Raw genomic sequence first — 15391 nt, 5'->3', positions numbered from 1 at the left:
GTAATTGCTTATCAACAAACGTCGTCTGTTTTTGCACACTCTCCGGTTTTTCGCAAGCTAATCAATGGACCAGCCATGCCCGAGACCTCTTGTGACACCACAGGCCTTGCCGACGAGATCGATGCTGCCAGCGCGTCGGTGAGCCACAGCCCGGCCCGGGCGCTGTGGATCCAGATTGCCTTGGCGCTGGGTGGCTTCGCCATCGGCACCGGGGAGTTTGCCCTGATGGGCCTCATGCCCAATGTGGCCAGTGATCTCAACGTCACCGAGCCGCAGGTGGGCCACCTGATCAGCGCCTATGCCCTGGGCGTGGTGGTGGGCGCGCCGCTGCTGGCCATTCTCGGCGCCCGGTTCTTCCGGCAGCACCTGCTGATCGGCCTGATGGGCTTTTACGCCCTGGGCAACCTGGCCAGCGCCCTCGCCCCCGACTACGACAGCCTGATGGTGTTCCGGTTTATCGCCGGCCTGCCCCACGGCGCCTACTTTGGTGTTGCCGCGCTGGTGGCGGCGTCCCTGGTGCCGGCGGACCAGCGCGCCAAGGCGGTCAGCCGGGTGATGGTGGGCCTGACCCTGGCGCTGCTGATCGGGAACCCGCTGGCCACCCTGCTCGGCCAGTACGTGGAATGGCGCTACGCGTTTGCCTTTGTGGGGTTGGTGGCGGTGGTCACCCTGGCGTCGGTGGCGCTGTTCCTGCCCGTGGATCGCACCGAGGAGCGCCAGGCGCCGCTGGCCGAAGTTCGCGCGTTCAACCAGCCGGCCATCTGGTACCCGCTGGCCATTGGTGCCATCGGATTTGCCGGCATGTTCTGCGTGTTCAGCTATCTGGCACCCACCTTGCTGAACGTCACCGGGGTGTCGCGAAACTGGATCCCGGTGGCTCTGTTGGTGTTTGGCCTGGGCGGATTCGTGGGCAATCTGTTGGGGGGCTGGGTGTTTGACCGGCTGGGCTTCAAGGGTGTGGGCTGGTTGCTGGCCTGGGCCGCCGTCACCCTGGCAGTGTTCCCCTCCACCACCGGCAATCTGCCGCTGCTGCTGGGTATGTGTTTCCTGGTATCGCTGATGGTGGGCCTGGGGCCGGCGCTCCAGACCCATCTGATGGACGTGGCCGCCGGGGCCCAGACTCTGGCGGCCGCCTCTCACCATGCCGCCTTCAACACCGCCAACGCGCTGGGGCCCTGGCTGGGCGGCGTGGCCATTGGCGCCGGCTTTGGCTGGGACGTCACCGGCTATGTGGGGGCGGCCACCGCGGTGGCCGGCCTGGTGATTTTCACGATGGCCTGGAAATCTCGGCGTACAGCTCATCCTTGAGCTGGGCGCGCCACTGCTTGAGCCGATGCATCTTGTCGTCACCAATGGGCGCTTCCCGCTTTTCCAGGCCCTCGATTTCCTGGTCCAGTTCCGTGTAGCGGGTCAGCTTTTCACTGAATTTTGGGTCGCCCTCGCGCAGCGCATCAATGCGCTCCCGGAACTCGGGGAATTCGGTGTACAGCTGGTGACTGGTAATTCCCATGGTGACAAACCTCCTTTCGGGTGCATGCAGTGTTGCATTGAGTGCCGCCCAAATGGCTTCCAGGGCGGCTTTCTCAGCATAGTTCACACTGCCTGATCCGGCAGGCCTTTGACAAATCGCTAATAACCCCTTCAGGTCCAACTTGGATAGCATGGCTCAAAATGAGCTTGACCTGAGGAATGTGTCCCATGACCTACGCCCGCATCGCCGGCACCGGCGCCTATCTCCCGGAGAAAGTCCTGACCAATCAGGACCTGGAATCTCTGGTGGAGACGTCGGATGAATGGATTCGCGAGCGCACAGGGATTGAGCAACGACACATTGCCGCTGACGGCCAGACCACGGTGGACCTGGCCGAGCACGCCGCCCGCCAGGCGATCGACGCCGCTGGCCTGAAGCCGGCGGACATTGATCTGATCGTGTTCGCCACCTCCACCCCGGACAAGATCTTCCCCTCCTCTGCCTGCATCCTTCAGGCCCGGCTCGGCATTCACGGCTGCCCGGCGTTCGACATCCAGGCGGTGTGCAGCGGGTTTGTCTACGCGCTCTCGGTGGCGGACAAGTTCGTCAAAACCGGCAGCAGCAAGCGCGCGCTGGTGATCGGCGCCGAAGTGTTCTCCCGCATCATCAATTGGCAGGACCGGGGCACCTGCGTGCTGTTCGGCGACGGCGCCGGTGCGGTGGTGCTCGAGGCCAACGAGGAGACGGGCATTCTGTCCACCCACCTTCACGCGGATGGCCAGTACGAAGAGCTACTGCACGTGCCCTGCGGCATTGCCGACGGCTTTGATCGGGTCAAGGCGGGCGAGGCGTTCGTGGAAATGAAGGGCAATGAGGTGTTCAAGGTGGCGGTCAACACCCTGGGCAAGATCGTGGATGAGACGCTGGCCGCCAACCGCATGAAGAAATCCGACGTGGACTGGCTAGTGCCGCACCAGGCCAACCTGAGGATCATCGCCGCCACCGCCCGCAAACTGAAGATGGGCATGGACCGAGTGGTGGTCACCGTCAACAAGCACGGCAACACCTCCGCCGCGTCCATCCCGCTGGCCCTGGATGCGGCCGTTCGGGACGGCCGCATCCAGAGGGACGATGTGCTGCTGCTCGAAGCCTTCGGCGGCGGGTTCACCTGGGGCTCCGCGCTCATCCGTTACTGAGGCCGAACCGGCAGCAGTTTCCCGTCCGGGGCCAGGCGATATACCCAAAGCCACTGGTGGTTGATCAGCGCGGCAACATCAACCTGCTGGCTCATCACCTTCCGGATACGCTCCTCCGGCGCATCGATCACCACCGTCAGGCGCACCGGTTCGTGGCGCCAGTTCTCGCCATCGTGCACCGACTGGATCGGCAGGCCGATCCGCAGGTCGGTGCCATTGCCCTCAATCACACCGATCTGGCCGCCCACCACCGAGTGCAGCAGCTTGTTGCCGGCACCGTACACCGTGGGTGACGTCACCGAGGCGAAATACTGCAGGTTGATCCAGTTGGCCACCACCATGGGCGCCGACATCAGCGCGGTGAGAATGGCGCCCTCGGGGTCCAGCTCAGGGTCGTAATCGTGCAGGAAACAGCGGCCGCCCAGATCGGCGCCGCGGCTGCGGCTGCGCTTGGCCAGTATCAGTGCGGCGTTGTTGGCCAGGCCCCACTCCGGGCGCACTTCCGCCCAGTTCACGGTGCGCAGGCGGGTGGCGTCCATCAGCCCGTCGTCGTCCATGTCGGTCAGGCCCAGGGCCTCCGCCCGCTCCCGGCGGGTGGCACGCCCGGCATCCGTCAGGGCCTGTTCCAGTTCTTCCAGGCGCAGCAGGTGCGTGTCTGGCACCGATTCCCGGTTCAGGATACGTACCCTGTCGGTCACCGTGCAGTGCTCCGCCGCGACCGCGTGGCAGAAATCCGGGATGCGGATGTCCCGCTCGGCCAGGCCCGCCCGCACCAGGCGGTCGTTGAGCAGCGACGCCGCCGCCCGGGCGTTGATACCGCCGTTCTTGCCGCCGCAAGCGCCGCAGGCCAGGCCCGCCTCGTTCGGGTTGTTGTCCGTGTGGCTGCCGTGGCCCACCAGCACCAGCAGGCTGGCGAAGTTCTTGGTCAGAGACATGCCCCGCAGCAGATTCTCAGCCAGATCAACTCGCTCGGCGTCGCTCAGCGGATCGCCGCCATGGCGGTGCACCAGGCGGGCTTCCGGATAGCTTTCCGGCGGCTTGCGCTCCGGATTGCGGTTGAGGCTGTCACGCACCAGCTTCCACGCCCAGGCGAGCCCGGTGGTTTCCACCAGGGTGAACGCGGACAGGCTGGTGTATTTGGCCCGGCGGATGCTCTCACGGTTCATTTCCCGCTGGTCCAGTTCCCGGTTCAGCTCGACATCCCCAGCGCGGCTGCCGGTGGATTCATTGAACCGGTAGGCGGGCGCCAGCAGGCCCGGCAGGCGTGGTTCATCGTCCATCGCACCGGGGCGCAGGTGGGCAATGGGCATACCGAAAAAGCCGGCGAAGCCCAGGGTCTGGACGCCCGGGCGGCCATCTTCCAGGTGGCGACGGAACACCTCGGAACGCACATCAATACAGAACACCGCCTGCACGGCCGGCGGCGTGTCTTGCGCGGCCGGTTGCTCGGCCACCGCTTTCAGCCGCTTGCCCAGGGCTTCCTGCCAGCCCAGCTCATAAGCCCGCTGCCACACCCACAGTCGATCATCGGCAGGTGCCTCCTGTCGCTGTTCGTAACGCTGCCAGGCTTTCTGCAGGCGGGTTCTGCCCTCTACGGATAGCTGGATGCGGGCGTATGCCTCAAAGGCCAGTAAGATCGTCAGCAGTTGAGCGCCCAGATCCGACGGCTGCCCTTCCAGGGCCGCGCGCCAGTCCTCACCCCGGCACCAGGACGCCCAGCCAATCAGGCCGCCAAGATGGCGGTGGCCGAGGGCGGTCAGGTGCCCATCCGACAAGTTGAGGGTTTCCAGGATACGATCCGCCGCCTCTTCCCAGGGCTCCGGCAGGTTGCGCACCCACTGGGACAACCCGCTCAGGCCGGTGGTGGCACCCAGCATCGGGTCCATGCCGGACTGCTCCCGCCAGAAGCTGAACAGACCGAGGCGCGGGCCTTCGGTGACCGGCCAGCGGCTTTGGCGGACGTCGAAATAGCTGGCGCACAACCGGCCAACCTGATCGTAGGCCCGGTTGATGGCGCTTTCCTCAAAGGCCGGATCCGGCAGACATTTCAGGGCCGAGACCACCTGGCAGCCCTGCGGTTCCGGTTCATTCAGACGCTCCAGCACCTCCTGATGGGTCAGCCCGCTATCGCCGGCCTCGGCCAGGGCCTGGTCGAGGTGAGCGCGGGTAATCCGCTCGCGCTTCCAGGCGTCCCGGTAGAATTCCGCCGGCATCAGCAGGTGGTGTCCCAGGTTCCGGCGCAGCAGTGCTTCGGCGGCCGGCGCGTCCATCTGGCGCAGCCCCCACCAGGGATTTACAGCAATCCAGCGATCCAGCGGCCAGACCGGCGCCAGGCGCTCGCAGGTCTGCGCCAGCAGCGCGCGCTGCTGGCCTGGGAGGTGAATGGCTAACGGGGCGGTCATGACGGTTCTCCTGTGGTCAGACGGTGTCCAGTCAGGTAATGGCGGCCAGAGGTCGGCGCATTCAGGGCGCGGCTCGCCAGGCGGCGGGTCAGTTGTTCAAACGGACGGTCCAGGTACAGGCCCTGGGCAAACAGCACCCTCAGGCGCAGGGCCGCCGGGCGGTCACCGGCCTGCAGCAGCGGCCAGGACAGCAGCGCCAGTGCGACCGGCACCATCCAGGCAAAGACGGCCAGGGGCGCCGGCAGCGGCAGCGCCTGCACGTCGCCAAGGGCGGGCCCGAGCAGCAGGTGGAGCAGACCGTAGAGCGGGATCAGGGCCAGCGCCAGCAGGCTCAGTACCGCACGACGTTTGCGGCTGATGGCCAGCGGAATACCCCAGACGCCGTTGACGATGGCCAGCACCAGCAGCCCGGAGAGCACCGCGGAGCCGCCGGTCAGCGACGGGAACAGGGCCAGCAGTGCCGCGGCCACCACGCCGGTCACCAGGGCGTGACTGATCGCCAGCCAGGGCTTGCGCGGGCCGACCGGGAGGGACGCCGCTACACGAACGGTGCGGCCGGCGGCCAGGAACGAATGGGCCTTGTACAGGGAGTGGGCCAGCAGGTGCAGCGCGGCCAGGGTGTAGGCGCCCAGGCCGATCTCGAACAACATGAAGCCCATCTGTGCGATGGTGGACCAGGCCAGCGCGTGCTTCACGGAGGCCTGGGTCATCATGGTCAGGACCGCGACCACCGCCGTGGCACCGCCCACGACCAGCAGCACACCGTGGCCCAGGGTAAAGCCGTCAAACATCGGGTTCAGGCGCAGCCAGAGGAAGCCACCCAGATTGATGATGCCCGCGTGCAACAGAGCCGACACCGGGGTCGGTGCCTCCATCACCCGCAGCAGCCAGCCGTGGAACGGCAGCTGTGCGCACTTCAGTGCGGCGGCAATGGCGAGCAGGACGGAGGCCAGCTGCAGGCCTGGGTTGCCGCTGACGGCGGCGGCGCCGGCCTGGGCAATGTCCTGCAGGTTGAAGGTGCCGTAATGGCGGCCGATCAGCCAGACCCCGCCGATCACACAGGCGTCACCCAGGCGGCTGGCGATGAATTTCTGGGCGGCGGCCAGACGAGCCTGGGGACGATCCGGGTACAGGGTCAGAAGCTGATGCAGCGACAGGCTCACCCCAATCCACGCCGCCGCCAGGACCAGCAGGTGGCTGGTGAAGACCAGAATAAGCACACAGGCCAGCGTGGTCAGGAACCAGGGCAAAAACGTCACTTGCACCGGATCGCCGCGCAGGTAATCCCGGGCGTAGCGAAGAATCACCCAGCCGATGAAGGAAACCATCACCGCCATCCAGCCGGAAAAACCGGTGGCATACAGGCCGAGCGGGCGCCCGGCGTCCACCATGGACAGGCCCGGCAACCAGTGGCCGGCCATCATCAGCAGGCCCACCAGCATGGACACGCCGAGGCCGGCCACCAGCAGCGTCTCTGCCCGATGCCAGCGTTGCTGGAGGCCTTCCCGTCCGCCTTTGCCATGGCTGTAGAGCGCGAACGCCAGGAACGACAGGGGCACCGCCAGCCAGGCGGCCAGGGCGCCGGTGGACAGCAGTGAGATAAGGCTCAGGTGTTCGGTCATGATGGTCTCCCGGTTGATCGTCACAATTACTTTGCCGGGAATGACTCATCATTAAAAATGGTTTATAACTAACAAACCGTTCACTTAAAGAGAACACTCGTATGCGCCTGAATTACCACCACCTCTATTACTTCTGGACGGTGGCACGGCTGGGACACCTGACCCGCGCGGCGGAGTCCCTACACGTATCCCAGTCGGCCCTGTCCGGGCAGATCAAGAAACTGGAGGAGAACCTCGGACACGAGCTGTTTACGCGGGAAGGCCGCCGGTTGAAGCTTACCGAGGCCGGGCGCCTGGCCTTTTCCTACGCCGAGGAGATCTTCCGACAGGGCGAGGAACTGCACGCCCTGTTTCGCTCCGGCACCCAGGCACAGCGGGACATCCTGCGCGTCGGCTCCGTGGCCACCCTCTCCCGTAACTTCCAGGAGGCTTTCCTGAAGCCGTTGATGGGCAGACGGGACCTCGATCTCAAGCTTGCCAGCGGCTCTCTGGAGGACCTGCTCCGGCGCCTGTCCGCCCATCGGCTTGATCTGATTCTCTCAAACCAGCCGGTCCAGGGCGACGAGCACAATCCCTGGCGCTCCAAGCGGCTCGCCCGCCAGCCGGTCAGCGTGATCGGCCCCCCTGGCCTGCCGGACATGGAAGACGTGCCGGGCTGCCTGCACGAACGCAACCTGATTGTCCCCGGCCCGGACAGTCACATTCGCCAGGGCTTTGACCAGCTGTGCGAATACTACGATATCTACCCGAACATCATCGCCGAGGTGGATGACATGGCCATGATGCGCCTGCTGACCCGGGACTCCGGCCAGGTGGCCGTCCTGCCGCCAGTGGTGGTGCGGGACGAGCTGAACTCCGGGGTGCTGCAGCATTACGGCGCCCTGCCCGGCGTGTTTGAGGAATTCTACGCCATTTCCATCAAACGGCAGTTCCCCCGGGAGCTGGTAACCCAACTGCTGAACCAGCCCGCCGGTGAGCTGCTCTCTTACCTCCCGGACGCCGGGATTGCGCTGGCCGGAAATTCATAGGATGATTGGATCATCTGATAAGAGGATGATCCAATCATGCTGGAACGAATTCGCAAGGGCTCCCTCGTGGAGACCGCCATCGACAGCCTTCGGGAATCCATTGAAAACGGCGACTGGCAGGTCGGTGACAAGCTGCCCGTAGAATCCGTCCTCTGCGACCACCTGGGCGTCAGCCGCAACACCGTCCGCGAAGCCGTGCGCGTGCTGGTGCACGTGGGCATGCTGGACACCCGCCAGGGTGACGGCACCTATGTGCGCGCCACCCGGGACGCGGGCGAAACCCTGCGGCGCATCAGCCGCACCCGCCTGGCGGACCAACTTGAAGTGCGCATCATGCTGGAATCGGAAGCGGCCAAGCTGGCCGCACAGCGGCGCACCGACGACGATCTGCGCGCCATGTCCGGCGCCCTCGACGCCCGGGCCAGGGCTGGCGACGCGCTGGACGACCGAATCCTGCACGACCAGAGTTTCCACCATGCCGTGGTGCTGGCCTCCCACAATCCGGCGTTGATTGAACTGTACGATTATTTCTCCCACGGCATCGGGGAAACCATCGAGCGCACGGAAATGGACGCCGACCTGCCAGAGCCCACCCAGGAACAGCACGAACTGCTGCTCGCGGCCATCCGACGCGGTGACGCGGCCCGCGCCGGAACCCTGGCCCGGGAACTGCTCGAACCGAGCCTTCAGGCCCTCAACAGCACCAACCTCCCCCACGCGCCGACCGGAGAGCAACCCCGATGAAGCTTCGCATTGATACGTTCACCCTGCTGCTGCTCGGCGCCATCGTCCTGGCCACGTTCCTGCCCGCTACCGGCACTGCCGGCGACGTTCTGGCAAGCGCGGGTACCGTGGCCGTTGCCCTGCTCTTCTTCTTCCACGGGGCTGCGCTGTCCCGGCAGCAGATCGTCGAAGGCGCCACCCATTGGCGCCTGCACATTCTGATCACCAGCCTGACCTTTGTGTTCTTTCCGCTGATCGTGTTGCCGATCAACGGCCTTTCCGACCTGATTCCCTCCTGGATGCCCAAAGACCTAGGGCTGGGCTTCCTGTACCTTGGCGTTCTTCCGTCCGCCGTATCTTCCTCCATTGCCTACACCGCCATGGCCCGGGGCAACGTCCCGGCGGCCATCTGCAGCGCGGCGGCGTCCAACGTGTTTGGAATGATGCTGACCCCATTCCTGTTGCTGCTGCTGGTGAGTACCGCCGGCACCGGCGAGTTTTCCGTGGGCGAAGCCCTGAAGGATATCGTGCTGCAACTGCTGCTGCCGTTCGCAGTGGGGCATGGGATGCGGCCACTGATCGGCGGGTTCATGGAACGCAACGAGCGGCTCATGGCGCGCTACGACCGGGCGGTGATCTGGCTGATTGTGTACTCGGCGTTTTCACACTCGGTGGAGAGCGGACTCTGGCAGCACCTGCCGGTGCAGGCGATCGTGTTCACCGTCGTCCTGTGCATTACCCTGCTGGGGTTGTTCATGCTGATCGCACGGCTGATGGTGCGCTGGCTGGGGTTCAGCCTGGAGGACGAGACGGCGGTGGTGTTCTGCGGATCCAAGAAGAGCCTGGCGTCCGGGCTGCCCATGGCGAAAGTACTGTTTTCCGGGCATCCCGGCTTTGGCATGATCGTGCTGCCGATCATGTGCTACAACCAGGTTCAGGTCATTATCGGCGCGATCCTTGCGCAGCGGTACCGGGTCAAGATCGAGGCGAAAAACGCCGCGGCGGCGCCGTCACTGGCCACCGCCCATGCCGCCGAAGATGGCGGCCAGAATGGCTAGGGCGACAATCCACCCGATCACCGCCGGCCAGAAGTTGGCCAGCTGCGGCGGTTGAGCCTCGCCAAACCCGTCAGACCGGGCCGGCTCGGCGGCGTTCTCTTCCTCCGGCCCGGCAACCGCCTCGCGCACGCTGAACCAGCCAAACCAGTCCCCCAGGAAACGGGCCACGGGTGCCTCCAGGGCGCCGTTTTCCGCCAGGGGGCGTAACTCCCCCTCCACCCGCTCGGCGATGGCGCGGCGCACGTCGGGGCGATCCGCCGGGGGTTCACAGACAATCGCTTTCCAGACGCCCAGATCCTGGCTTCGGCGGGCGTCGTTCAGCAGCGCCCGAATCTGGATAACCACTTCCCGAGCCACCTGATCGTCGGCCGCGTCCAGCGGCTGATCATCCGCCGCCCGGCCTGATGCGCCGGACACGGGCATCGGCTCCAGGTCAACGGGCCGGCCTGAATCCTCGCTGGCCGCAGCCGACGACATCGATGCGGATGGATCTTCCCCCAAGGCTTCCCGGTAGGCCTGATCCAGCGCACGGGCCTCGTCGTCCGAGGCGAATTTCCGTTGCCGCTCGTAGGCCGCGCGGATCTCGTCGGGGTTCCGGGTGGGTGCAATGCCCAGCAAATCCCAACAGCTCATGGTGTTCACTCCGGTTCAGAATTTGTTGCCACAATACCATTATTTGAAAGACAAAATGGGGCGGTTCACTTAGGATAAGCACATGAACTTCATGTAACCCACACCGCCGAGATCCATGACCCCTCCGACGCCCTCTTCCCAGGTCAGCGCCATTGCGGTCAATCGCCGCTCCGGATCGTTTCTGATCGTCGCTGCCCTCTGCACCGTGCCCGTTCTATGGCTACCTGCAACCGCCGCCCGGGCGGCCGACGACAGCCAGGATAACTACTACGGTTTCAGCGACGACGTGCCAGAGGTGCTGACCACCACCCGGCTTCGTCAGTCCAAGGTTCGAACGCCGGGCACTACCACGGTGATTGATGGCGACACCATTCGGAAACTGGGCATCAACAACCTGCCGGACATTTTCCAACTGGTGCCCGGCATGGTGGTGACGTCGGTGGGCAATTCGAATCCGGTGGTGACCTATCACGGCACGTCCCATTACGAGCAGCGGCGCATGCAGGTGCTGGTGGATGGCCGCACTGCGTACCGGACGGCCCTGGCGGACATGGACTGGCAGAGTATGCCGGTGCCCCTGGAAATGATCGAGCGGGTGGAAGTGGCCCGGGGCCCGAATGCCGCGGCCTATGGCATCAACGCGTTTCTCGGCACCATTAACTTCATCACCCGGGACCCGGCCGACACCGCTGGCACGGAAGTGCACGCCATGTCCGGCTCCCGGGGCTACCTGCGGACCTTCGCCGCGGTGGGCGACGCCAGCGGCGACTACGACTGGCGGCTGGATTTCGAAAAGCGGAAGTTTGACGGCTACGATTTCGCGTACAAGCGCAACCCTGTCACCGGCGTGAAAGAAAAGAACCCGTATCGCAACGGGCTTAACATGAACGTGTTCAACTACGATTCCCGCTGGAGCCCGAGCAGTGATTACAACCTTGAGCTTCGCGGTGGTGTCGTTGACGGCCTGAATGAAGAGGACAAGCGTGAAGACGGGGACCTGAACCCCATCACCAGTCCGGACATTGATGTCCGGGACTACTACCTCCAGACCCGCCTGAATTTCACGCCCTCGGACGATCATTTCTATCACTTGCAGGCCTACTACCAGCGCTTCAATCGGCGCCAGCGGTGGAAGACCGAACAACCCTCCGGCGTGGTGGACTGTGTCAAAGCCGGCCTCGACCTGCTGAGCAACTACGGCTCGTGCTTTGTGCCCAACGCCGCTGGCGATCCCCCGTTCCGCGCCAACGTCAACGCCGACCTCTTTGACTCACGGCTCGAGTTTGAACTGCAGGACACACGGCTGTTCAGCGAGCAGCTCAAACTGGTGTCCGGACTTGGCTACCGGGAGGACCGCTACACCTCCGAGACCTACTTCAACGGCGACGGCGCGGACTATCAAAGCCGGGTCTTCGGTAACGTGGAATACACGCCCATTCATTGGCTGACGCTGAACGCCGGCGGCAACTATGAGCACACCACAACCACGGACGAGGGTTACTTCTCACCACGGGTCGCCGCGAACCTGGTCTTCAGCAACAATCATGCGTTGCGCTTTGTGTACTCCGAGGCGGTTCGCACCCCGGACGCCTTCGAACAGTTTCCGGACTATGGCTACACCCTGCACGATGTCTCGCCCGGCTACGCGGCCGTCATGGAAGGCTTCCGCGCCCGCAGCGCGGACTTTCAGATGGAGCCGTCACTGACCACCATCGGACAACCACTGGACGCTGAGCGCATTGTCTCCCGGGAAATCAGTTATTTTGGACAATTTCCTTTGGATGACGCGCTGTTACAGCTGGAAGTTCGAGCGTTTCAGGACAAGATGCGAGACATGATCAGCGGCGTTATCGCCTTCGATACCTGGACCATCGACAACTCGGTTGCACTGGACCAGGAGGGCTTCGAAGTGGAGGCCGAACTGCAATACCCCGGCACTACCCTGCGAGCCACCTACGGCTATCTGGACCAGGATGGGTGGTACACCGGCAAACAGCAGGTCGATGCCGATGAAGCGTCCTACCGGGTAACGTTGCTCAGCCGGCTGTCGGCGCAGCACACCGGCAGCGTGATGGCGATTCAGGACCTGCCCCACAGCTTTACCTTTTCCAGCGCCATGTACTGGGCCGACCGCATTAACGGCACCCTCTCCCAGCGGATTGATTTCCGGTTGGCGAAGAATTTCTACATTCCCCAATATACAGCTGAGGTGGCGTTTACCATGCAGCACTACGTGAACGACGAGCCAGTGCTGCGGGACGACAACAACATCGAGGACCCGAACCAGTTTTTTGTTGAGGCCGGTGTCCGTTTCTGAGTAACAGGATGTGAACAATACCCGGGAAGGTATGAAGGCAGTCAGAGGTTACAGGCGGTCGTGGTGGCCGCTCATGATCGTTCTGCTCGTGATGGCGCCCCTTCTGGCCACGGCGGCAGACCGTGTGGTCTACCTCGCCGGCTCCGGCAACGCGGCGCTGGATGATCAGGTGGTCCGCATGCTCGGCCAGACAATGGGTGAGCGAACCGAGATACGGCGCATTGCCAGCGACCAGGCCGCGATGATTAACCGCTCCCCCATTATCGCCGTCGGGCCCACCGCGTTTTCCAATGTCCGCCAGAGCAACCGGGATGCCTATGTGCTGGCGTTACTGGTACGGCAGGAACTCATGCAGCCCTACGTTACCGGCTACCCTGGCCAGCTTTCTGCCATTTATTACGACGTCCCGCTGCTGCGCCAGGCGTTGATCGGCAAGGCCATACTGCCCCACGCCAACCACATCGCCATCCTCGCCTCTGCCGCCTCTGCGTCGGATTACGAGCCACTGCTTGACCAGTTGCCGGCCTATGACCTGAAAGCCCGGGTATTCGTCGTCGACTCCCTGGACGAACTGATTCCCACCGTCATCCGGGCGCTGAACTACGGGGACTTTCTGCTGGCTTCGAACGACGAAACCATCTACAACCCCCGCACCATCAAGCACATTCTGCTCACCGCCTACCGCCGGGACCGGATTGTAATCGGCCCGAATCAGGCGTACGTCAAGGCAGGCTCGATTGCGTCGGGGTACGCTCCCTTTGGCGAAATGATCCAGGGCGCCGCCGAGGCCGTTGATCAGTTCTACACCACCGGTCGCCTGCCTCCGGCGGGCTACCCGCCCCGTTTCAGCGTGACCATCAACCGTCAGGTGGCGCGGTCACTGAACATCCCGATACCGGAACCGGAGGACATCAACCAATGGGTGAACGACACCCTGAAGGCAGATGCGGAGGCCGGGCATGACTGAACCTTCGGTCCGTCAGGCACCCCTCTCCCGAAAACTTCTGCTGCTGGGCGCCCTGCCGTCCGTGGTGATGTTCATCGTGCTGATGGGCTTTTTCACATCAGCTCGTCTCGACGACGCCCGGCAAAACCTTCTGGACAGCGGCCAGATGCAGGCCGATAACCTCGCCCCCGCCCTGGAGTACCCAGTGGTGGCCGGGAACCGCGCGGCGCTGGAAAAAATCCTGAACCAGTCGTTGAAACACAGTAACGCCGACTGGGTGCGGGTAACGGATGTGCTTGGCCATGAGATCGGCCGGGTAAGCGCTCCCGGCATAACGCCGGGCATCCCCGACGACCGGTATTTGACCTTTCGCGCCGAAATTCTGCAGCAACCCCTCGAACTGGGGGCCGGGCAGCCGAACGAGTGGTTTGAACTGGAGTATGGTTTTGAGTCTGGCGCCCTGCGGGTTGGCACGGTTGAGGTTGGTGTGGACCCGGCCACCCTGGAAACCAAGCGGCAGGACGTGCTCTGGACCTCCGTCACCGTCGGCCTCGCCCTGCTGGCGTTTACCATGATCCTGATACGGCATTTCCTGGGCGGCGTTCTGGCGCCCGTGTACGGCCTGTCCGAGCGCATTCGCCAGCTGATGCAGCGGAACTACCAGTTGGCACCGGTCCATCAGCGTGGAAGCTCCCGCGAAATCATAGAGATAGAAACAAATCTTAATAGTTTGTCTGAACAATTGGCCGAGCTGAGGGATGGCCGGGACCGGGTGCTGTCCGCTTCGGAGACGGCCCGCCAGCGGGCGGAACAGGCCAGCCAGGCCAAGTCTGAATTCCTGGCTACCATGAGCCACGAGCTGCGCACGCCCCTGAGCGGCGTGCTCGGCATGGTCGACCTCATCCAGGAGGAACCCCTGTCCCAGCGGCAGCGGGATTACCTGGTGACCGCCCGGCAATCCACGGAGGATTTGCTGACGGTGATTACCGACATCCTCGATTACGCCCGCATGGACAGCGGCAACCTGGAGCTGGAGCATCGGGAATTCGACCTCCGCACGGTGATTTCCAACTGCACCGCCTCCTACCGTCATATGGCGGAACAGCACGGCTTGCTTCTGAACATCAGCTTCTTTGGCGACTGGCCGGAGCCCACCCTGGTGATCGGTGACTCAGGGCGGCTGCGCCGAGTGCTGGCCGGGCTGCTGGACAACGCCATCAAGTTTACCGGAGACGGCTACATCAACATCCAGGCCAGTTGCCTGCCGCTGGACGACAACTGCGTGACCCTCACCTGCTCGGTCAACGACTCTGGCAAGGGCATCCCGACCGAGCGATTGCCAGATATCTTCAACTCCTTCGAGCAGTTGGAAAGCGGTGACAGCCGGGGATACGGCGGCACCGGCATGGGCCTGGCCCTGGTGCAGCGGTTGGTCGAGCTCATGGGCGGGCATATTCAGGTGGAAACGGACCTGGGTCGGGGCTCCTCTTTCCGGTTCGAGCTGCCCTTTGAGCTGGCGCCCGTTGGCCCGGCCGAGCACAGCGCCTGGCCGGCCGAAGCCCGCCTGGCCGATAACGAGACCGCACGGGCACTGGTGGTTGAAGACAACCCGGTGAATCAGCGAGTGGCGTCCGCCCTATTGACGCGGCTGGGCTTTCGTACCGAAACCGCCGAAAACGGGCAACAGGCGGTGGACATGGTCCGTCGCAACCACAACGGGTATGACGTGATTCTCATGGATTGCCAGATGCCAGTGATGAGCGGCTATGAGGCCACCCGACACATTCGCGAGTGGGAGCAGCGAAACGGCCAGGCCGGTATCCCGATCATCGCGTTGACCGCCGATGTGCTGCCGGGCACAGAGGCCACCTGCCTGGAAAACGGCATGAACGGTTATCTGGCCAAGCCGGTGCGGAAAGAGCGGCTCAGGGAATTACTGAGCCGCTGGATACATTTGTGAGACTCGCCGGGCGCGGCCCGGCGGCGCAGCTGCGA

The 15391-nt window shown here is 64.1% G+C and carries 12 protein-coding genes; 8 read left to right on the top strand and 4 right to left on the bottom strand.

The features are described from left to right. Positions 1-75 precede the first annotated feature (75 nt). Complete coding sequence (locus tag V3388_RS14425) at positions 76-1308, top strand: MFS transporter (protein ID WP_336368277.1); 1233 nt, start codon at positions 76-78, stop codon at positions 1306-1308. Here V3388_RS14425 and V3388_RS14420 read toward each other — a convergent pair. Continuing rightward, on the bottom strand, positions 1268-1510 hold the full coding sequence (locus tag V3388_RS14420; RefSeq protein ID WP_336368276.1) for a YdcH family protein: 243 nt from the start codon (positions 1508-1510) through the stop codon (positions 1268-1270). The genes V3388_RS14425 and V3388_RS14420 overlap by 41 nt on opposite strands. 188 nt (positions 1511-1698) lie before the next feature. On the opposite strand from V3388_RS14420, the gene V3388_RS14415 reads away from it, so the two are divergent. Next, positions 1699-2667: a beta-ketoacyl-ACP synthase III gene (locus V3388_RS14415; RefSeq protein WP_336368275.1), complete on the top strand. Its 969-nt coding sequence runs from the start codon at positions 1699-1701 to the stop codon at positions 2665-2667. On the opposite strand, the gene V3388_RS14410 is transcribed toward V3388_RS14415, so the two are convergent. Both V3388_RS14410 and V3388_RS14405 read right to left on the bottom strand, forming a co-directional pair. Continuing rightward, on the bottom strand, positions 2661-5069 hold the full coding sequence (locus V3388_RS14410; RefSeq protein WP_336368274.1) for a YbcC family protein: 2409 nt from the start codon (positions 5067-5069) through the stop codon (positions 2661-2663). The genes V3388_RS14415 and V3388_RS14410 overlap by 7 nt on opposite strands. Beyond that, on the bottom strand, positions 5066-6691 hold the full coding sequence (locus V3388_RS14405) for an NADH-quinone oxidoreductase subunit L (protein ID WP_336368273.1): 1626 nt from the start codon (positions 6689-6691) through the stop codon (positions 5066-5068). Before V3388_RS14405 ends, V3388_RS14410 begins: the two co-directional genes overlap by 4 nt. Positions 6692-6792: 101 nt before the next feature. On the opposite strand from V3388_RS14405, the gene V3388_RS14400 reads away from it, so the two are divergent. Genes V3388_RS14400 through V3388_RS14390 form a run of 3 tightly spaced genes read left to right on the top strand, consistent with a single transcriptional unit; the run spans position 6793 to position 9500 of the window. After that, complete coding sequence (locus V3388_RS14400; protein WP_336368272.1) at positions 6793-7719, top strand: LysR family transcriptional regulator; 927 nt, start codon at positions 6793-6795, stop codon at positions 7717-7719. Between the two features lie 36 nt (positions 7720-7755). Then, the gene (locus V3388_RS14395; RefSeq protein WP_336368271.1) at positions 7756-8463 is read left to right on the top strand and encodes a FadR/GntR family transcriptional regulator; all 708 of its coding nucleotides are present in this window, start codon (positions 7756-7758) and stop codon (positions 8461-8463) included. Next, entirely contained in the window at positions 8460-9500 is a 1041-nt protein-coding gene (locus V3388_RS14390; protein ID WP_336368270.1) for a bile acid:sodium symporter family protein, read from the top strand. Before V3388_RS14395 ends, V3388_RS14390 begins: the two co-directional genes overlap by 4 nt. Here V3388_RS14390 and V3388_RS14385 read toward each other — a convergent pair. Then, positions 9453-10133: a J domain-containing protein gene (locus V3388_RS14385; protein ID WP_336368269.1), complete on the bottom strand. Its 681-nt coding sequence runs from the start codon at positions 10131-10133 to the stop codon at positions 9453-9455. The two genes, V3388_RS14390 and V3388_RS14385, sit on opposite strands and share 48 nt — an antisense overlap. Before the next feature lie 115 nt (positions 10134-10248). Here V3388_RS14385 and V3388_RS14380 point away from each other — a divergent pair, with 115 nt between their 5' ends. The 3 genes from V3388_RS14380 to V3388_RS14370 all read left to right on the top strand — a co-directional run bounded on the left by V3388_RS14380 (position 10249) and on the right by V3388_RS14370 (position 15356). Then, the gene (locus V3388_RS14380) at positions 10249-12450 is read left to right on the top strand and encodes a TonB-dependent receptor plug domain-containing protein (RefSeq protein ID WP_336368268.1); all 2202 of its coding nucleotides are present in this window, start codon (positions 10249-10251) and stop codon (positions 12448-12450) included. A gap of 73 nt (positions 12451-12523) precedes the next feature. Beyond that, complete coding sequence (locus tag V3388_RS14375) at positions 12524-13417, top strand: ABC transporter substrate-binding protein (RefSeq protein WP_336368267.1); 894 nt, start codon at positions 12524-12526, stop codon at positions 13415-13417. Further along, positions 13410-15356 carry an ATP-binding protein gene (locus V3388_RS14370; RefSeq protein ID WP_336368266.1) on the top strand — a complete coding sequence of 649 codons (1947 nt, stop codon included), beginning with the start codon at positions 13410-13412 and terminating at the stop codon, positions 15354-15356. Before V3388_RS14375 ends, V3388_RS14370 begins: the two co-directional genes overlap by 8 nt. Positions 15357-15391: the final 35 nt, after the last annotated feature.

Origin of the sequence: Marinobacter sp. C2H3, from assembly GCF_037080155.1 — a bacterium.
Lineage (GTDB): Bacteria > Pseudomonadota > Gammaproteobacteria > Pseudomonadales > Oleiphilaceae > Marinobacter.
This window is presented reverse-complemented; position numbering and strand designations above follow the sequence as displayed.